Origin of the sequence: Pseudomonas sp. ATCC 43928 (assembly GCF_005938665.2) — a bacterium.
Classification (GTDB): domain Bacteria; phylum Pseudomonadota; class Gammaproteobacteria; order Pseudomonadales; family Pseudomonadaceae; genus Aquipseudomonas.
In genome coordinates, this window is the sequence record NZ_CP041753.1 from 799,962 (window position 1) to 819,331 (window position 19,370).

At 60.3% G+C, this 19,370-nt stretch carries 18 protein-coding genes; 15 read left to right on the forward strand and 3 right to left on the reverse strand.

The genetic code is table 11. The annotated features are described in order from the left end of the window. Positions 1–82 precede the first annotated feature (82 nt). Together FFH90_RS03600 and FFH90_RS03610 are read left to right on the forward strand one after the other, a co-directional pair. Positions 83–1,249 carry a sterol desaturase family protein gene (locus tag FFH90_RS03600; protein WP_064616010.1) on the forward strand — a complete coding sequence of 389 codons (1,167 nt, stop codon included), beginning with the start codon at positions 83–85 and terminating at the stop codon, positions 1,247–1,249. A 93-nt stretch (positions 1,250–1,342) separates the two neighbouring features. After that, complete coding sequence (locus tag FFH90_RS03610) at positions 1,343–1,798, forward strand: type VI secretion system amidase immunity protein Tai4 (RefSeq protein ID WP_138866693.1); 456 nt, start codon at positions 1,343–1,345, stop codon at positions 1,796–1,798. 86 nt (positions 1,799–1,884) lie between these two features. Here the strand turns inward: FFH90_RS03610 and FFH90_RS03615 are convergent, their stop codons facing one another. Beyond that, on the reverse strand, positions 1,885–2,370 hold the full coding sequence (locus tag FFH90_RS03615) for a toll/interleukin-1 receptor domain-containing protein (protein WP_138866694.1): 486 nt from the start codon (positions 2,368–2,370) through the stop codon (positions 1,885–1,887). A 300-nt stretch (positions 2,371–2,670) separates the two neighbouring features. Continuing rightward, positions 2,671–3,702, reverse strand: coding sequence for a small ribosomal subunit biogenesis GTPase RsgA (gene rsgA / locus FFH90_RS03620; RefSeq protein ID WP_018928510.1), 1,032 nt, complete (start codon positions 3,700–3,702; stop codon positions 2,671–2,673). Positions 3,703–3,809: 107 nt separating this feature from the next. On the opposite strand from rsgA, the gene orn reads away from it, so the two are divergent. Both orn and FFH90_RS03635 read left to right on the forward strand, forming a co-directional pair. Beyond that, positions 3,810–4,352, forward strand: coding sequence for an oligoribonuclease (gene orn / locus FFH90_RS03625; protein WP_018928509.1), 543 nt, complete (start codon positions 3,810–3,812; stop codon positions 4,350–4,352). A 242-nt stretch (positions 4,353–4,594) separates the two neighbouring features. Beyond that, on the forward strand, positions 4,595–5,206 hold the full coding sequence (locus tag FFH90_RS03635; protein ID WP_018928508.1) for a trimeric intracellular cation channel family protein: 612 nt from the start codon (positions 4,595–4,597) through the stop codon (positions 5,204–5,206). A gap of 93 nt (positions 5,207–5,299) precedes the next feature. Here FFH90_RS03635 and queG read toward each other — a convergent pair whose 3' ends face one another. Beyond that, a complete protein-coding gene (gene queG / locus FFH90_RS03640) occupies positions 5,300–6,364 on the reverse strand; it encodes a tRNA epoxyqueuosine(34) reductase QueG (RefSeq protein WP_064616017.1) in 1,065 nt (354 codons plus the stop codon). Between the two features lie 63 nt (positions 6,365–6,427). Here queG and FFH90_RS03645 point away from each other — a divergent pair, with 63 nt between their 5' ends. From FFH90_RS03645 to FFH90_RS03695, 11 genes are all read left to right on the forward strand, one after another. After that, entirely contained in the window at positions 6,428–7,927 is a 1,500-nt protein-coding gene (locus tag FFH90_RS03645; protein WP_064616018.1) for a bifunctional ADP-dependent NAD(P)H-hydrate dehydratase/NAD(P)H-hydrate epimerase, read from the forward strand. Continuing rightward, positions 7,915–8,391, forward strand: coding sequence for a tRNA (adenosine(37)-N6)-threonylcarbamoyltransferase complex ATPase subunit type 1 TsaE (tsaE, locus tag FFH90_RS03650; RefSeq protein WP_138866696.1), 477 nt, complete (start codon positions 7,915–7,917; stop codon positions 8,389–8,391). The genes FFH90_RS03645 and tsaE overlap by 13 nt, the downstream gene beginning before the upstream one ends. Continuing rightward, positions 8,392–9,822, forward strand: coding sequence for an N-acetylmuramoyl-L-alanine amidase (locus FFH90_RS03655; protein WP_019582199.1), 1,431 nt, complete (start codon positions 8,392–8,394; stop codon positions 9,820–9,822). Then, a complete protein-coding gene (gene mutL / locus FFH90_RS03660; protein ID WP_138866697.1) occupies positions 9,819–11,729 on the forward strand; it encodes a DNA mismatch repair endonuclease MutL in 1,911 nt (636 codons plus the stop codon). Before FFH90_RS03655 ends, mutL begins: the two co-directional genes overlap by 4 nt. Further along, a complete protein-coding gene (gene miaA, locus FFH90_RS03665; RefSeq protein ID WP_086944079.1) occupies positions 11,729–12,700 on the forward strand; it encodes a tRNA (adenosine(37)-N6)-dimethylallyltransferase MiaA in 972 nt (323 codons plus the stop codon). Before mutL ends, miaA begins: the two co-directional genes overlap by 1 nt. Positions 12,701–12,794: 94 nt before the next feature. Continuing rightward, positions 12,795–13,055: an RNA chaperone Hfq gene (gene hfq, locus FFH90_RS03670; RefSeq protein ID WP_007902656.1), complete on the forward strand. Its 261-nt coding sequence runs from the start codon at positions 12,795–12,797 to the stop codon at positions 13,053–13,055. Between the two features lie 12 nt (positions 13,056–13,067). Then, positions 13,068–14,369 carry a ribosome rescue GTPase HflX gene (gene hflX / locus FFH90_RS03675; protein WP_007939591.1) on the forward strand — a complete coding sequence of 434 codons (1,302 nt, stop codon included), beginning with the start codon at positions 13,068–13,070 and terminating at the stop codon, positions 14,367–14,369. 96 nt (positions 14,370–14,465) lie between these two features. Then, positions 14,466–15,638 carry an FtsH protease activity modulator HflK gene (gene hflK / locus FFH90_RS03680; RefSeq protein WP_018928501.1) on the forward strand — a complete coding sequence of 391 codons (1,173 nt, stop codon included), beginning with the start codon at positions 14,466–14,468 and terminating at the stop codon, positions 15,636–15,638. Beyond that, entirely contained in the window at positions 15,638–16,507 is an 870-nt protein-coding gene (gene hflC, locus FFH90_RS03685) for a protease modulator HflC (protein WP_086944078.1), read from the forward strand. Before hflK ends, hflC begins: the two co-directional genes overlap by 1 nt. A 318-nt stretch (positions 16,508–16,825) precedes the next feature. After that, the gene (locus FFH90_RS03690; protein ID WP_007939588.1) at positions 16,826–18,013 is read left to right on the forward strand and encodes an ATP phosphoribosyltransferase regulatory subunit; all 1,188 of its coding nucleotides are present in this window, start codon (positions 16,826–16,828) and stop codon (positions 18,011–18,013) included. Between the two features lie 54 nt (positions 18,014–18,067). Next, complete coding sequence (locus FFH90_RS03695; RefSeq protein ID WP_018928499.1) at positions 18,068–19,360, forward strand: adenylosuccinate synthase; 1,293 nt, start codon at positions 18,068–18,070, stop codon at positions 19,358–19,360. The last annotated feature ends 10 nt before the right edge of the window (positions 19,361–19,370 follow it).

Below are 19,370 nucleotides of genomic sequence, written 5' to 3' on the forward strand. Positions count from 1 at the left end.
TTCTGTTTCTGGCTGCGTCACTGCAGCGTCGCACTGACTCGACTCACTGCAAGTTTGTTTTCGGAATCATGGAAGATCAGTAATGGAAAGACTCAAGTCCTATTTTCAGCAGCATGGCAATGCACCCTTCAAGTTTGGTGAAGGGCGGGTCAGTGGCTACATCTCAGCCACGCTCGGGCTATTGAGCCTGCTGGCGGTATTGTGCTTTCTCTTTCCCGAATGGCTGACCACCGCCGAACTGCGCAAGGTGTACGACGAACAGTTTGCGCGCACCACGCTATTGCTTGGGCTGGTACTGTCTTTCAGCCTGGGCACCCTGAATATCCTGCTCAACAAGCGAAAGCGCTTGGGGATTACCGGACTTGTCGCCTCGGGGCTGGCGGTGTTTCTCGGCGGCACCAATGTGCAGATCAGCTCGATTGGGCAGACACCGTACTCGCTGGGGCTGGACTGGTTCGTCCTGGCTCTGCTGGTGTCGGCCATCGTCTTTATCCCCCTGGAAAAACTCTATTCCAAGGACCCTGAGCAAAACATTCTCCGTCCGCACTGGCGAACTGACCTGACCTACTTTTTTGTCAGTCATATGCTGGTGCAGTTCATCCTGATTTTCATCACTGCCTCGTCGAGCTTTATGGCTGGCTGGGCCGTGTCGGCGGATTTGCAGGCCAGCGTACAAAGCCTGCCGATCGTTGTGCAGTTCTTGCTGGCGGTACTGGTGGCTGACCTCGGTCAGTACTGGCTGCATCGGCTGTATCACGTCGTGCCATGGTTATGGCGCATGCATGCCGTACATCACTCAAGCACGCACATGGATTGGCTCGCCGGTTCGCGTGTCCACTTCATCGAGATTCTGCTCACCCGTACCGGCGTGCTGGTGCCTTTGATGCTGCTGGGTTTTGCGCCCCAGGCGTTGAACGCCTACGTGATTCTGGTCGGGGTGCAGGCAGTGCTGGCCCACGCCAATGTACGGATCAACGGCGGCTGGCTGAATTATGTGCTGGTCCTGCCGCGCTATCACCATTGGCATCATGCCCGGCACAAGGATTACATCTACAAGAACTATGCGATCCATACGCCGCTGGTGGATATGCTGTTTGGCACCTTCAAGTTGCCACCCAAGGAGTGGCCGACGCGCTACGGGGTTTTTGGCAAGGACTTGCCGGGCGGTATCCTGCGCCAGCACTTGTACCCGTTCCAGAAGCCTGGCCTGAAGAGCGTCGAGCCGAAACCGCCGGCAGCGGTTTCCTGAGGTCTAGACCTGAATGTGTTATGGCCACTGCTATTTCAATGAGCCAGGTGTGAATTATCAAACCGATCGCGCGAACTTCTGGAGTTTGTCGTGATGAAATATTTGACTGCGGTTTTGGTCCTGGCTTGGGCAGTCGTACCTTCCAACAGTTGGTCCAAGGATGATCAGACCCGCTCCCCACAGGCAGGCGGGCGCACCTGCGCGCAGAATTACAAGGATATGGTGCTGGCAGACTGCATCGCGACAGCCTACAAGAGCGAACCTGAAGCCGCCCAGGATGCCGGAAGCAGTGCCAGTGCGCTTATGGACTGGACCTATTTCGATCTGGAGCAAGCACCTCAAGCCGGTAAATCTCTGGTTGACCAGTTTCTGGTTCGTGATTATCACAATCCACTGGTCGAATCAGAGCGAAAAGGTGTTCGTTTTGAGCTGCTGAAATGCCTGGACCTGTATCACAGCAAAGAGTTGGACAGCCAGGTCAGGCAATTGGTCATCAATCCCCAGCACACCTATCGTCAGGACAACCCGCCACGACCCAAAAAGGATTGACCTGCGCCGCGAGTAACCGTTCGGCCGTTGATTGGTCAGCATTGAAATACAAGAAAGCCGCGATCATCGCGGCTTTTTTGCACCTCTCAGAAACCCCGTCGGATGCGACTCTTGAGCTGGTCGTGGAACAGTTCCGCATTGCGTCTGTAGCTGCCGCAAAGGGATTCGCTGATTGAATCCAGTGTCATTGAACGCTTGGTCGCCACTTCTTCACGGTAGGCCTCAATGAAAAAATCCAGGTCCTTGTCAGTGCTGAGCTTCGGCCATTTATCGAAGTACAGCGGCAGTTCCGCCGGTTCGGTCTGGAATGAGCAAATCCGCCGGTTGCTGATGGTCGCTTCGCCGATTTCGAACGGTACCCACCATGGCGGCACGGTCTTGCCCGAGACAACGGCTATCAGGTGCGTGCTCGCGCTGATGTAGCGGGTGATGACCCCGGTGATGTCGTCAGTGGTCTGGGATTCCGGATCCAGCACGTCGAAGTAGGTCTTGATGTTGGCGTGTATCAGACGGCTGCTGATGGCGATCGCGTAGGGGCGATCCGCGTGACGATAGCTGATGAATACAGGCATCAGAAGTGTCCCTTGAGGGCGAGTTCGCGGTAATGGGCGCCTGAACGGTTCCACGAGTGAACGATGAACAAGTGATAGGTTGGCATGGCTGTCCCTCAGTATCGCTAATATGCGAAGAGGGCTTGAATGTATGCAGTTGAAGGGCTGGAACAAGGCCTTTACGGTTAAAGAGAAGTACCCTTCAAACAGGCGTGCGGATGCCCTACAGAAATATCTGATGTTTAAGTCGATGGGTGGTTTTTGTAGGCTGCTGCGAGCAGCCAGCCGTCCCATTGATGTCGGGGCGGCTGGCGCGTCTGTTTAATAGCTGTTTTCAGGCAAGCTGGCGATGATCGACCGGTAGCTGTTCATCCGTTGCTGCTGCACGCGGCCATCTTCCAGGGCCTTGAGCAGGGCGCAGCCCGGTTCGCGGTCGTGTTTGCAGTCGCGGAAGCGGCACGTGCCGAGCAGGTCGTTGAACTCGATGAAGCCGGCTTCGACGTCGGCACGGCTGACGTGACCCAGGCCGAACTCGCGGATACCCGGGGAGTCAATCAACTCACCGCCACCGGGGAAGTGGAACAACCGCGCGGTGGTGGTGGTGTGGGTGCCCTGGCCCGACAGCTCGGACAGCGGGCCGACGCGGGTTTCGACTTCCGGCAACAGGCTGTTGACCAAAGATGATTTACCGACACCGGACTGGCCGACGAACACACTGATGTGCCCGTCCAACAGTTTTTGAAGTTGTTCCATGCCGTTGCCGTGGTGCGCCGACACTTCCAGCACCGGGTAGCCCAGCGTGCGGTAAACCGCCAGCAAGGCATTCAGCGCCGGGGCGTTCTGCTCGTCGATCAGGTCGAATTTGTTCAGCAGCAACAACGGGCGGATACCCGCATGTTCCGCGGCAACCAGGTAGCGGTCGATCAGGTTGGCATGAGGCTCTGGCAGCGGTGCGAAGACGATGACGATCATGTCGACGTTGGCCGCCACCGGCTTGAGCTGTCCACGACTGTCCGGGCGGCAGAGCTCGGTTTTGCGCGGCAGTTGCGCCACGATCACGCCGATGCCCTGATTGCCGGCACGCCATACGACCTGATCACCGGTCACCAGCGCCGGCAGGTTGGCGCGCAAGTGGCAGCGGAATACCTGGCCGGCCAGCTCGCCATCGAGGGCTTCGACTTCAACCTGTACACCGAAGTGCGCGATCACCAGGCCCGTCTGTTCCGGACCCAGGTCGCCACCCTCAAGTGCCTCGACAGCCGAGGACTCGCGTTTGGCGGCGCGGGCAGCGCGCTCGCCCTGAATCTTTTCGATGCGCCAGTTTTGACGACGATTGAGTTGGCGTTTGGCCATGGGTGTTCCGTATCGAGAATGCAGCGATTAGGTAAAACGGTCGCGAGTTTAGCACGCCCGGCCGTCTCCCTAGGCTAAACTGCGAACCTACGCCGAGGAGCCGACATATGCAGAACCCGCAGAACCTGATCTGGATCGACCTGGAAATGACCGGGCTGAACCCTGATACCGACGTCATCATCGAGATGGCCACCATCGTCACCGACAGTAATTTGAACACCTTGGCTGAAGGTCCGGTGATCGCCATTCATCACAGCGACGAGATCCTCGCCGGCATGGACGAGTGGAATACCCGTCAACACGGCGGCTCCGGACTGACCCAACGGGTTCGCGACAGCCGCATCAGCATGGCCGAAGCGGAAGCCCAGACCATCGCCTTCCTGGAGAAATGGGTGCCGAAGGGCAAGTCGCCGATCTGTGGCAACAGCATCTGCCAGGACCGTCGCTTCCTTTATACCCACATGAAGTCGCTGGAAAGCTATTTCCACTACCGCAACCTCGACGTGTCGACCCTCAAGGAGTTGGCCGCGCGTTGGGCACCGGATGTGCGCGACAGCTTCAAAAAGGGCAGCACCCACCTGGCCCTGGACGACATCCGCGAATCGATCGCCGAGCTGCAGCACTACCGCAAGAATTTCATCAAGTTCTGATTGGGCATAGGGAGGTTTTTGTGGCGAGGGAGCTTGTCGGAACGCCGCACCGTCCCGCTCGGCTGCGTAGCAGTCGCAAACCGGTCGGCGCGGTACGCCTGGAAGAACAGGGTGTCTGGTTTTGGGGCCGCTACGCGACCCAACGGGGGGAAGCCCCCTCGCCACAGGTGTGAATGCTTCGCCCTCTTTTGGTGCTTCGGTGAAGTGAGTAGACTGCGCGCCTTCTCGTAAGGACCGCCACCATGTTGCTGATGCTCTACCTGATCGCCATTACTGCCGAAGCCATGACTGGCGCCCTGTCTGCGGGCCGTCGCGGCATGGACTGGTTTGGCGTGGTATTGATTGCATGCGTCACGGCGTTGGGCGGCGGTTCGGTGCGCGACGTGTTGCTTGGCCATTACCCGCTGACCTGGGTCAAACACCCGGAATACCTGGTGCTGACGTCGATCGCTGCGATGTTCACCGTCTTCGCTGCGCGCTGGATGCGCCATCTGCGCTCGCTGTTTCTGGTGCTCGACGCCGCGGGCCTGGTCGCGTTCACCCTGATCGGCTGCATGACCGCCCTGGAAATGGGCCACGGCATGCTGGTGGCCTCGGTCAGCGGCGTGATCACCGGGGTATTCGGTGGCATTCTGCGGGACATCTTCTGCAACGACATCCCGCTGATCTTCCGCCGCGAACTCTACGCCAGCGTCTCGTTTGCCGCGGCGTGGTGCTATTTATTCTGTGTCTATCTGCAATTGCCGGGTGAACAGGCGATCCTGATCACGCTATTCGGCGGCTTCCTGCTGCGTTTGCTGGCGATCCGTTTCCACTGGGAAATGCCCAAGTTCGTTTATAACGACGAAGCCTGATTTACACGCAGTCCCTGTAGCAGCTGCCGAAGGCTGCGTTCGAGGCCGAAGGGCTCGCTTCGCAGTCGCGTCGAACGCAGTCTTCGGCAGCTACTACATAAGCCCGTGTTGTTTTAGCGCCCATTCGACATGCTCGCGCACCAGTTCCGACGGATAGTCCCGCCGTGCCTTCAACGCTTCCAGCACCGGAATGCTCGACGGCGCATTGCCCAGGCCGACCGCCAGATTGCGCAACCAACGCTCGTAACCGGCCCGACGCAACGGTGAACCTTCGGTGCTGCTGAGGAATTTTTCTTCGTCCCACATGAACAGTTCGGCCAGTTCGGCGTTGTCCAGGTTGTGCCGGGGTTTGAAGTCGCTTTCCCCGGAAGGCCGGGCGAAGCGGTTCCATGGGCAGACAATCTGGCAGTCATCGCAACCGAACACCCGATTGCCGATCAGCGGTCGTAAATCTTCAGGAATCGCGCTTTTCAGTTCGATGGTCAGGTACGAAATGCAGCGACGGGCGTCCAGCACGTAGGGGCCGACGAAGGCGTTGGTCGGGCAAATGTCCAGGCAGGCCGTGCAGCGACCGCAGTGCTCGGTGGCGTGGGGTGGGTCCACCGGCAGCGGCAGGTCGATGAACAATTCGCTGAGGAAGAAGTAACTGCCGGCCTTGCGATTCAAGACCAGCGTGTTTTTGCCGATCCAGCCCAGGCCAGCCTGTTCGGCGATGGCCTTTTCCAGCACCGGGGCGCTGTCGACGAAGGCGCGGTAGCCGAACGGGCCGATCACTGCCTGGATTTTTTCCGCCAGTTGTTGCACGCGTTTACGAATTAATTTGTGGTAATCGCGGCCCAAGGCATAACGCGAAACGTAGGCTTTTTCCGGTTGGGCCAGCCGTTGCGCCATGTGCGTGTCGCCCGGCAGGTAGTCCATGCGCAGGGAAACCACGCGCAGGGTGCCCGGCACCAGTTCTTCCGGGTGCGAGCGTTTGCTGCCATGGGCGCCCATGTAGTCCATTTCGCCGTGGTAGCCAGCGGCGAGCCAGCGCTCCAGGTGCTGCTCATGCTCGGCCAGGTCGAGGCCGCTGATGCCGACTTGCTGAAAGCCCAGCTCGCGGCCCCAGTCCTTGATGGATTGGGCGAGGGCGGGCAGGTCTGTGGTAATAGCGGGCATGAGGCGAGAGAAACCGGAGCTGAGATGCGTATAATTCTGCCAGACATCGGAGCCTGAAGACGCATGCCGCACACTAAAGATGAATTACCCGACGCGCTGTATAGCGCCGCGCAAGTCCGAGGGCTCGATGCGAGCGTGATCGCGGCCGGTACACCGGGCTTCGAATTGATGCAGCGTGCGGCACGGGCGACCTGGCGTGCGCTGGTCCGCCATTGGCCGACCGGGCACGAATTGAGTGTGGTGGCCGGCCATGGCAATAACGCGGGCGACGGTTATCTGGTGGCCGTGCTGGCCCGACGTGCCGGCTGGCATGTGCGGGTGCTGGCCGCCGGTGACCCCGGGCGTTTGCAGGGCGATGCCGCGTCGGCGCATGCCGAGGCGGTGGCCGAAGGCGTGGCCATTCAAGGCTGGACCCCGCACTCCGAGTTGCGCGGCATTGTGCTGGATGCCTTGCTCGGCACCGGCCTGACCGGTGAAGTGCGCGAGCCGTTCGCCAGCGCCATCGCCGCGATCAATGCCAGTGGGCTCCCGGTTGCGGCGGTGGATATCCCCTCGGGGCTGTGCGCCGATACGGGTCGCCAGCTCGGCATTGCGGTTCGAGCAGATCTGACGGTGACGTTCATCGGTTTGAAGGTGGGGCTGTTCACCGGTGACGCGGCGGATGTGGTGGGCGATTTGGTATTCAACGATCTGCACGTCGCCCCCGAGACATTTATTGGGGCCGAGATCAGTGCGCGTCGCCTGACGGCCGGTAATGTGCCGCGTCTGACCGGCCGCGCTCCAACTGCCCACAAAGGCAAATTCGGTCACGTATTGCTCGTTGGCGGTGATCGCGGTTTTGGCGGCGCCATCCTGCTTAGTGCACAAAGTGCCCTGCGCAGCGGTGCCGGCATGGTGTCCGTGGCCACCCGCAGCGAGCATGTTCCGGCCGCCCTGGCGCGTTTGCCGGAAGCCATGGTGCTCGGTACGTCGTCGGCCAATCAATTGATGGGCTTGCTGGAGAAGGCCACGGTGCTGGTCGTCGGCCCGGGGCTGGGGCAGGCCGCCTGGGGGCGCAGCCTGTTGTCGGCTGCGGCCAACGCGTCGCAGCCACAAGTCTGGGATGCCGATGCATTGAACCTGTTGGCCGAAGGTGGCGTGAGCTTGCCCGCAGGTAGTGTCATCACGCCGCATCCGGGCGAAGCGGCACGATTGCTGGGGATATCGACAGCCGCCGTACAGACTGACCGCCCGGCCGCGGCCCATGCGTTGAGCAAAAAATATACAGCGGTGGTAGTGCTCAAGGGCGCTGGCAGTCTGATTGCCACTCCCGATGGGCGTCTGGCGCTGTGTCATCAGGGCCATCCGGCCATGGCGTCGGCCGGGTTGGGTGATGTGCTGGCCGGTCTGGTGGGCGCCTTGCTCGCTCAGGGCCTGGACGCGTACGACGCGGCCTGCCTGGCGGTCTGGCTGCACGCCAATGCCGGTGCGCAACAAGGTAAATTAGGCCGCGGGCTGGCGGCCAGTGATCTGATTCCAGCCATTCGTCAGTTGTTGGAGGAGCAAGCACCGTGTCTGAAGTAACCCTGTACCTGGCTGATGAGCAGGCCATGAGCGATTTTGGCGCACGTATCGCCAAAACCACCGGAGGGCACGGTCTGATCTTTCTTGAAGGGGATCTGGGCGCGGGGAAAACCACACTGTCCCGGGGCATCATCCGTGGCCTGGGGCATACCGGCGCGGTAAAAAGTCCGACCTTTACCCTGGTCGAGCCTTACGAGATCGGCGCCGTCCGCGCCTTCCATTTCGACTTATATCGATTGGTCGACCCCGAGGAGCTGGAGTACCTCGGCATCCGCGACTATTTCGATGACGACGCATTATGTCTTATTGAATGGCCCCAGAAGGGTGCAGGCTTTTTGCCAAAGCCCGACCTGACCATTACCATTACCATTAGCCCGCAAGACAGCGGGCGTTCGCTGAGAATTTTGCCCCAGGGCTCGCGTGGCGAGTCGTGGTGTGCCGTTTTGGCATTGGAATCCAAATAAATGATGGGGTTAGGTATGCGCTTTCGCGCGTTGGTTGCTGCCGTAGGGGTGTTGTTTTTGGCGGTGACCGTCGACGCTGTGGCCGAGACGAAGGTCAACAGTGTTCGCCTTTGGCGGGCGCCGGATAACACTCGACTGGTGTTCGACCTGACGGGGCCTGTCCAGCACAGCGTCTTTACCCTGACCGCACCGGATCGGCTGGTAATCGACATCAATGGCGCGACGCTCGGCTCGCCGCTGAACGTCTCCACGGCCAACACGCCGATCACGGCAATGCGTTCGGCTCAGCGTACGCCGACCGATTTGCGGGTGGTCATCGACCTGAAAAAAGCCGTCACGCCGAAAAGCTTCACCTTGGCGCCGAACGCCCAGTACGGCAATCGCCTGGTAGTCGACCTGTTCGACAACGCGGCCGATGCCGCGCCACCGCCTGCGCCAACACCGTCTGTGGCCACGGTACCCGCCGTACCCGTCACGCCGTCCGAGCCTTCGATCAAGCTGCCACCCGCACCGGCTGGCAAGCGCGACATTATCGTGGTGATCGATGCCGGTCACGGCGGCGAAGACCCGGGCGCCTCGGGCTCTCGCGGTCAGCGTGAGAAAGACGTGGTGCTGGCCATCGCCCGTGAACTGCAGCGTCAGGTCAATGGCATGAAAGGTTTCCGCGCCGAACTGACCCGTACCGGCGACTACTTCATTCCATTGCGCGGCCGTACCGAAATCGCCCGCAAGAAGGGCGCCGACCTGTTCGTTTCGATCCACGCCGACGCCGCGCCGTCAGCCGCAGCGTTCGGTGCGTCGGTGTTTGCCCTGTCTGACCGCGGCGCTACGTCGGAGACCGCCCGTTGGCTGGCCGACAGCGAAAACCGTTCCGACTTGATCGGCGGTGCCGGCAACGTCAGCCTCGACGACAAGGACCGGATGCTCGCCGGCGTGCTGCTCGACCTGTCGATGACCGCTTCCCTGACTTCCAGTCTGAACGTTGGCCAGAAAGTCTTGAGCAACATCGGTCGCGTCACGCCGCTGCACAAACAACGTGTCGAGCAAGCCGGGTTCATGGTGCTGAAGTCGCCGGACATCCCGTCGATCCTGGTGGAAACCGGGTTCATCTCCAACGCCAACGAAGCCTCGAAACTCGCGGCATCGAGCCACCAGCAGGCGCTGGCGCGCTCCATCAGCAGCGGCGTGCGGCAATTCTTCCAGCAGAACCCGCCGCCGGGCACCTACATTGCCTGGCTGCGCGATTCCGGCAAGATCGCCCAAGGCCCACGTGACCATCGCGTGAGCCCCGGTGAAACCCTGGCGATGATCGCCGTGCGTTATCAGGTGTCTGCGGCCACCTTGCGCAGTGCCAACAACTTGCAAAGTGACGAGCTGAAGATTGGTCAGACGTTGACCATTCCAGGCACTGAACTGGCGGCCAAAGAATGAACCAGGTGCTGACCAACACGGCGCGTATCGAGCTACTCAGTCCACGGCTGGCGAACCAGATTGCCGCCGGTGAGGTGGTTGAGCGCCCGGCCTCGGTGATCAAGGAGTTGCTGGAAAACAGCCTCGACTCCGGCGCCAAACGCATCGATGTCGATGTGGAGCAGGGCGGTGTCAAGCTGCTGCGGGTGCGCGACGATGGCAGCGGCATTTCCGCCGATGACCTGCCTTTGGCCCTGGCCCGTCACGCCACCAGCAAGATTCGTAACCTGGAAGACCTCGAACAGGTCATGAGCCTGGGGTTTCGTGGTGAGGCGCTGGCCTCCATCAGTTCCGTGGCGCGTCTGACCCTGACTTCCCGCACTCGCGACGCCGATCAAGCCTGGCAGGTGGAAACCGAAGGCCGGGACATGGCGGCTCGCGTGCAACCAGCGGCTCATCCGGTGGGCACTTCGGTGGAAGTGCGCGATTTGTTCTTCAATACCCCGGCGCGCCGCAAGTTTCTGAAGACCGAAAAAACCGAATTCGATCACCTGCAAGAAGTGATCAAGCGTCTGGCGCTGGCGCGGTTCGATGTGGCGTTCCATCTGCGCCATAACGGCAAAACCATCCTCAGCCTGCACGAAGCCCATGATGACGCGGCCCGCGCCCGGCGTGTGGCGGCGATCTGCGGGGCGGGCTTTCTGGAGCAGGCGCTGCCGATCGAAATCGAACGCAATGGCCTGCATTTGTGGGGTTGGGTCGGGTTGCCGACCTTCAACCGCAGCCAGGCGGATTTGCAGTATTTCTTTGTGAATGGCCGTGCCGTGCGCGACAAACTGGTGGCCCACGCAGTGCGCCAGGCTTATCGCGACGTATTGTTCAACGGTCGGCACCCGACATTCGTGCTGTTTTTCGAAGTCGATCCGGCGGGCGTCGACGTCAACGTGCACCCGACCAAGCACGAAGTACGCTTCCGTGACGGGCGCATGGTTCACGACTTCCTTTACGGCACTTTGCATCGCGCCTTGGGTGATGTGCGGCCGGAAGACCAGTTGGCCGCGCCTGTCGCGACAGCCATGGTCCGGCCAACCGGTATCGAAGCCGGCGAGTTCGGCCCGCAGGGCGAGATGCGTCTGGCGGCCAATGCGCTGCTGGAGCAGCCTCAGACCCAGCCGTCCTTCAATACTTCGGCGGGCTCTGGCGCCGGTGCCGGTTATCAGTATCAATACACGCCGCGGCCTCAGTCCGGCGTGCCCGTCGCCGAAGCCCAGGCGGCCTATCGCGAGTTTTTCGCGCCGTTGCCCGAGGCCAATGCGGTCGCGCTGCCGGCCGGGCAAGATGACATTCCGCCGCTGGGCTATGCACTGGCTCAGCTCAAGGGCATCTACATTCTTTCGGAAAACGCCCAAGGCCTGGTGCTGGTAGACATGCATGCCGCCCATGAGCGGATCATGTACGAACGGCTGAAAGTCGCCATGGCCAGCGAGGGGTTGAGCGGTCAGCCATTGCTGGTGCCGGAATCCCTGGCGGTCAGCCAGCGCGAAGCCGACTGCGCCGAAGAAAACGTCGCCTGGTTCCAGCGTCTGGGTTTTGAATTGCAGCGCCTTGGCCCGGAAACCCTGGCCATCCGGCAAATCCCTGCGTTGCTGAAACAGGCCGAGGCCAACCGACTGGTTAGCGATGTGCTGGCGGATTTGATGGAATACGGCACCAGCGACCGGATTCAGGCGCACCTGAACGAACTGCTCGGCACCATGGCCTGCCACGGCGCGATTCGCGCGAATCGGCGCCTGGCCTTGCCGGAAATGAACGGCCTGCTGCGGGACATGGAAAACACCGAGCGCAGCGGTCAATGTAACCATGGCCGACCGACCTGGACCCAACTGGGCCTGGACGATCTGGACAAACTGTTCTTGCGCGGTCGTTGATGAGCCAGTTCCCTCCCGCGATTTTCCTGATGGGGCCGACGGCCGCCGGCAAGACCGACCTGGCCATCGAACTCACCAAGGTCCTGCCCTGCGAGCTGATCAGTGTCGATTCGGCGCTGGTTTATCGCGGCATGGACATCGGCACCGCCAAACCCTCCAAAGAGATCCTGGCCGAATTCCCGCATCGTCTGATCGACATTCTCGACCCGGCCGAGAGTTATTCCGCCGCGGATTTCCGTCGCGATGCGTTGCAAGCCATGGGCGAGATCACCGCGCGGGGCAATATTCCGCTGCTGGTGGGCGGCACAATGCTCTATTACAAGGCTTTGCTCGAAGGTCTGGCCGACATGCCGGCGGCCGATGCGGACGTTCGTGCGCAAATCGAAGAAGAGGCTGCACGCCTTGGCTGGCAAGCCCTGCACGATCAATTGGCGGTGATTGATCCGCAATCCGCGGCGCGAATTCACCCGAACGATCCGCAGCGCCTTAGTCGTGCACTGGAAGTTTATCGCGTCAGCGGCCAGAGCATGACTGAGCTACGCTTGCGACAATCTGCGCAAAGTACTGAAGCAGCCGCTTCGGGACTGCAACAATTGCCCTATACTGTCGCGAACTTGGCCATCGCTCCGGCAAATCGCCAGGTACTGCACGAGCGCATTAAACAAAGATTCACAAATATGTTGGAACAGGGATTCGTCGACGAGGTCGTAGCCCTGCGAGATAGAGGTGACTTGCATTCCGGGTTGCCGTCTATACGTGCAGTAGGTTATCGACAAGTCTGGGATTACCTGGATGGCAAGCTGACGCAAGCCGAGATGCAGGAGCGTGGAATCATTGCCACGCGCCAATTGGCGAAGCGCCAGTTCACCTGGCTGCGCAGTTGGGCTGATTTACACTGGTTGGACAGCCTCGATTGCGACAATCTGCCGCGCGCCTTGAAATACCTCGGGACCATCTCCATATTGAGCTGAGTCCTTGCAATTGCCGTCTATCCTTGGGGGTGTGACGGCCCCAAGCCATCTGTTTACCTATTTTTTATATTGAATCCTTAAAGGAGTGCGGCACATGTCAAAAGGGCATTCGCTACAAGACCCTTACTTGAATACTTTACGTAAAGAGAAAGTGGGGGTTTCCATCTACCTGGTCAACGGGATCAAACTGCAAGGCACGATCGAGTCTTTCGACCAGTTCGTTATCCTGCTGAAAAACACCGTCAGCCAGATGGTTTACAAACACGCTATCTCTACAGTGGTGCCAGTTCGTCCAATTCGTCTGCCTAGCGCAACCGAATCCGAAGCAGGCGACGCTGAGCCAGGTAACGCCTGATAGGAGTCTCCTTTGTTCTTTGAGCGCCACGGTGGTGGTGAGCGGGCAATTCTCGTTCACTTGGATGGTCAGGACCCTGAGGCGCGCGAAGATCCGCAGGAGTTTCAGGAGTTGGCAATTTCGGCTGGTGCCGAGACCGTCGCGTTTTTTAACGTGCCGCGTCATCGGCCAACCGCCAAAACCCTGATCAGCAGCGGCAAGGTCGAAGAGTTACGCGACCTGGTCAAAGCCGAACAGGTCGATCTGGTGATTTTCAATCACATCCTCACGCCCAGTCAGGAACGTAACCTCGAACGTATTTTCGAGTGTCGCGTGATCGATCGCACGGGTCTGATTCTCGATATCTTCGCCCAACGCGCCCGCACCCATGAAGGCAAGCTCCAGGTCGAACTGGCCCAGCTTGAGTACATGAGTACGCGTCTGGTTCGCGGCTGGACTCACCTTGAGCGGCAGAAGGGCGGTATCGGCCTGCGCGGGCCGGGTGAAACCCAGCTGGAAACCGACCGGCGCCTGTTGCGGATTCGTCTGCGTCAGATCAAGGGGCGCCTGGAAAAGGTCCGCAGCCAGCGCGAGCAGTCTCGTCGCGGGCGCAAGCGTGCTGACATTCCGACGGTTTCACTGGTGGGTTATACCAACGCCGGCAAATCGACGCTGTTCAACTCGGTCACCGATTCCGACGTCTTTGCCGCCAACCAGCTATTCGCGACCCTCGACCCGACCTTGCGCCGACTCGAGCTCGAGGACCTCGGGCCGATCGTGCTGGCCGACACCGTGGGCTTCATTCGTCACCTGCCGCACAAACTGGTCGAGGCATTTCGAGCTACGCTCGAAGAGTCGAGCAACTCCGACCTGCTGCTGCACGTGATCGATGCGCACGAGCCTGATCGTATGGCCCAGATCGAACAGGTCATGGTGGTGCTCGGGGAGATCGGGGCACAAGACTTGCCGATCCTTGAGGTATACAACAAACTCGATTTGCTCGAGGGGGTTGAGCCGCAGATCCAGCGCGATGCCGATGGCAAACCGCAGCGGGTCTGGTTGTCGGCCAAGGACGGTACCGGCCTGGACTTGCTCAAGCAGGCAGTGGCGGAACTGTTGGGCAGCGATTTGTTTGTTGGCACCTTGCGCTTGCCGCAACGTTTTGCTCGACTGCGTGCGCAGTTTTTCGAACTCGGTGCGGTGCAAAAAGAAGAACACGACGAAGAAGGCATCAGCCTGCTGGCCGTTCGCTTGCCACGGATCGAATTGAATCGACTCGTGAGCCGCGAAGGTCTGCAACCGATGGAATTCATCGAGCAACACACTTTGCAATAAAAGCCTGAGAAAGCGGTTGTGCCGCGGTGACAGGCATTCTGTAGCATTGGTCGGCGCGCCGTGGGTGCGTCTTTGCTTTATCAGATGGAGAGCGCTATGGCTTGGAATGAGCCGGGTGGCAACTCGAATAATCAGGATCCTTGGGGTGGCAAGCGCCGCAATAACGGCGACCGCAAGGGACCACCGGATCTCGACGAGGCCTTCCGAAAGCTGCAGGAAAGCCTGAACGGGTTGTTCGGTGGTGGCAAGAAACGCGGTGATGAGGGTGGTGGTCCGGGCAAGAGTGGCGGCTTTGGTGGCCTGCTCGGCATCGGTCTGACCGTGCTCGCAGCCGTGTGGCTGTACAGCGCTGTCTACGTGGTCGACGAGCAGGAGCAGGCCGTGGTGCTGCGCTTCGGCAAATACTATGAAACCGTCGGCCCGGGCCTGAACATCTATTTCCCGCCGATCGATCGCAAGTACCTGGAAAACGTCACGCGTGAGCGTGCCTATACCAAGCAGGGTCAAATGCTGACTGAAGACGAAAACATCGTCGAAGTGCCGCTGACCGTGCAGTACAAGATCAGCAACCTGCAGGACTTCGTGCTGAACGTCGATCAGCCGGAAACCAGCCTGCAGCATGCGACCGACAGTGCCTTGCGCCACGTGGTGGGTTCTACCGCCATGGACCAGGTGCTGACCGAAGGTCGTGAATTGATGGCCAGCGAAATCAAGGAGCGTCTGCAACGTTTCCTCGATACCTATCGCACCGGTATCACCGTCACTCAGGTCAACGTACAGAGCGCTGCTGCACCGCGTGAAGTCCAGGAAGCCTTCGATGACGTGATCCGCGCCCGTGAAGACGAGCAGCGTTCGCGTAACCAGGCTGAAACCTACGCCAACGGCGTCGTGCCGGAAGCCCGTGGTCAGGCCCAGCGCATCCTCGAGGATGCCAACGGTTACCGCGACGAGACCGTCTCCCGCGCCAAGGGTGAAGCTGACCGCTTCACCAAGCTGGTGGCCGAGTACCGCAAGGCGCCTGAAGTTACCCGTCAGCGTCTGTACCTGGACACCATGCAGGAAATCTTCAGCAACACCAGCAAGGTTCTCGTGACCGGCAACAAGAATGGCCAGAGCAATCTGCTGTATCTGCCGCTGGACAAGATGGTCGAGGATGGTCGCCGCACCAGCACTCCGGTGACCGGCGCAGCAGCCAGCAGCAATGAAGTGAATGTGCGTGCGGCAGCAGATCTGCAGCAACAGCAGGCACGTACCAGGGAGAGTCGCTGATGAGCAATAAATCGCTGATCGCCCTTATTATCGGCGTCGTCGTGGCGATCGTTGCCTGGAACTGCTTCTACATCGTGGCTCAGACCGAGCGTGCGGTGTTGCTGCAGTTCGGTCGCGTGGTCCAGGCCGATGTTCAGCCGGGCCTGCATGTGAAAGTGCCTTACGTCAACAAGGTGCGCATATTCGATGCGCGCCTGATGACGCTGGATGCACCGACACAGCGCTTCCTGACGCTGGAAAAGAAAGCCGTGATGGTCGATGCCTACGCCAAGTGGCGCGTGAAAGATGCCGAGCGCTTCTACACCGCGACTTCCGGCCTCAAGCAGATTGCCGACGAGCGTCTGTCCCGTCGTCTGGAGTCGGGTCTGCGTGACCAGTTCGGTAAACGCACCCTGCACGAAGTGGTATCCGGTGAACGTGATGCGCTGATGGCAGACATCACCGCTTCGCTGAACAAGATGGCGGAAAAAGAGCTGGGCATTGAAGTTGTCGATGTCCGGGTCAAGGCCATCGACCTGCCGAAGGAAGTGAACCGCAGCGTGTTCGAGCGTATGAGCACCGAGCGTGAGCGTGAAGCTCGCGAGCACCGCGCCAAGGGTAACGAGCTGGCCGAAGGCATCCGCGCCGACGCCGACCGTCAACGCCGCGTTCTGCTGGCTGAAGCCTATCGTGAATCCGAAGAGGTTCGCGGTGATGGTGATGCCCAGGCTGCTGCGATCTACTCCAAGGCATACGGCCAGGATCAGGAGTTCTACGCGTTCTACCGTAGCCTGCGTGCCTACCGTGAAAGCTTCGCGAACAAATCCGACGTCATGGTCCTGGACCCGAGCAGTGACTTCTTCCGTTACCTGGAAAAAGCCAAGCCTTGATACGACGTTGACCTGAATCATCCCCCCGCCTGGCGGCTAAAGCCTCGGGCGGGGTGATCCTTTGGGAAAACGTGTGTATGATGCGGCAGCCGGGAAATTCCCGGCTTTTTTGCGTCTGCACGTTTGATTGCTGTTTTTATGTAGGCGCCCGAGTTGAATGACTCGACAGGTTTTTCGAGGAAAGTGGTTGGCGAAGCCGGTTCCAGGCTTTTCGCCACGTTGTTCATGCGCGGGGTTTATGCACATGAGCCGATCATTTTCTGCTTCACTCAAGGCTCGCCCAAAGGCTTGCTGCCCGGATCATAGGGGAATGGCGTAATGGCAACGGTAGACCGCTGGCTGCTGCCAGATGGCATCGAAGAAGTACTGCCACCGGAGGCTGCGCGCATCGAAGTTGCGCGTCGCCAGGTGTTGGATCTGTTCCAGAGCTGGGGTTACGAGTTTGTCGTGACTCCCCATATCGAGTACCTGGAATCCCTGCTGACCGGCGCAGGCCAGGACCTCGATCTGCGCACCTTCAAGGTCATCGACCCGCAGTCGGGCCGGCAAATGGGTTTCCGTGCCGACATCACGCCGCAAGTGGCGCGCATCGATGCGCACACCCTGCGTCGCGAAGGCCCGAGCCGTCTGTGCTATGCCGGTAGCGTGCTGCATGCTCAGCCACGTGCGTTGTCGTCCTCGCGCAGCCCGATTCAACTGGGCGCCGAGTTGTACGGCGATGCCAGCCCGAGCAGCGACGTGGAAGTCATCAGCCTGATGCTGGCCATGCTGCAACTGGCCGATGTGCCGGATGTGCACATGGACCTCGGGCATGTCGGCATCTACCGCGGCCTGGCCCGCGCCGCCGGTTTGTCCGGCGAAGTCGAGCAACAGTTGTTCGATGCATTGCAACGTAAAGCCATCGACGAGGTCATTACCTTGACCGAAGGCCTGCCTGCCGATCTGTCGGGCATGCTGCGAGCGCTGGTCGACCTGTGTGGCGGTCGTGAAGTGTTGAGCGCTGCCCGCGAGCGTCTGGCCAATGCGCCGGCGCCTGTTCTGGCGGCCCTGGACGATTTGCTGGCGATTGCCGAGCGTCTGTCCACGCGTTTCCCGGAGTTACCGCTGTACTTCGACCTGGGCGAATTGCGCGGCTACCACTACCACACCGGTGTGGTGTTCGCCGTGTTCGTGCCGGGTGTTGGCCAGTCCATCGCTCAGGGCGGTCGTTACGACGATATCGGTGCCGACTTCGGTCGCGCCCGTCCGGCGACAGGCTTCTCCACCGATTTGAAAACCCTGGTGACCCTGGGGCGTGCTGAGATCGAGCTACCGTCTGGCGGTATCTGGATGCCTGACAGTACGGATGCAGCACTCTGGCAGCAGGTTTGCCAGTTGCGCAGTGAGGGTCAGCGTGTCGTTCAGGCATTGCCTGGGCAACCTTTGGCCGCCGCCCGTGAAGCGGACTGCGACCGGCAATTGATTCAGCAGAACGGGCTTTGGCAAGTATCGCCACTGGCTTCTTGAGTTTTCCTGCCGGCCGCCGCCGGCACCAAGTTTGCGCGAATGAGGACAAGTGTTATGGGTAAGAATGTCGTAGTCCTGGGCACCCAATGGGGTGATGAGGGCAAAGGCAAGATCGTTGATCTGCTGACCGAACATGCTGCCGCCGTAGTGCGCTACCAAGGTGGCCACAACGCTGGTCACACTCTGGTGATCGACGGCGAAAAAACCGTCTTGCACCTGATCCCGTCTGGCGTGCTGCGCGAAGGCGTGCAGTGCCTGATCGGTAACGGCGTGGTGGTTGCACCCGACGCCCTGCTGCGGGAAATCAACAAGCTGGAAGAGAAAGGCGTACCGGTGCGCGAGCGCCTGCGTATCAGCCCGTCCTGCCCGCTGATCCTGTCCTACCACGTAGCGCTGGACCAGGCCCGTGAAAAGGCCCGTGGCGAGCTGAAGATCGGCACCACCGGTCGCGGCATCGGCCCGGCTTACGAAGACAAGGTTGCCCGTCGCGGTCTGCGCATCGGTGATCTGTTCCATCGTGAGCGTTTCGCCGCCAAGCTGGGCGAGTTGCTGGATTACCACAACTTCGTACTGGTCAATTACTACAAAGAGCCAGCGATCGACTTCCAGAAGACACTCGACGAGTGCATGGAATACGCCGAGCTGCTCAAGCCGATGATGCTCGACGTCACCGCAGAGCTGCACAACCTGCGTCGTGCCGGCAAGGACATCATGTTCGAAGGCGCCCAGGGCTCCCTGCTGGACATCGACCACGGCACCTATCCGTACGTCACCAGCTCCAACACCACCGCTGGCGGCATCGCCACTGGTTCGGGTGTTGGTCCGATGTTCCTGGACTACATCCTCGGCATCACCAAGGCTTACACCACGCGCGTCGGCTCCGGTCCGTTCCCGACTGAGCTGTTCGACGACGTTGGTGCGTTCCTGGCCAAGCGTGGCCACGAGTTCGGCGCCACCACTGGCCGTGCCCGTCGTTGCGGCTGGTTCGATGCCGTGATCCTGCGTCGCGCTATCGATGTGAACAGCATCTCGGGCCTGTGCCTGACCAAGCTGGACGTGCTGGACGGCCTGGAAACCATCAACATCTGCGTAGGCTACAAGAACGAAGATGGTGCAGTGATCGACGCACCGACCGACGCCGACAGCTACATCGGCCTGGAGCCGGTGTACGAGCAGATGCCGGGCTGGAGCGAGTCGACCCTGGGTGCCAAGACCCTGGAGGAGCTGCCTCAGGCTGCGCGCAACTACATCAAGCGCATCGAAGAGTTGGTCGGCGCGCCGATCGACATTATTTCGACGGGCCCGGACCGCAACGAAACTATCGTTCTGCGTCACCCGTTCGCTTAATAAGTCGTTG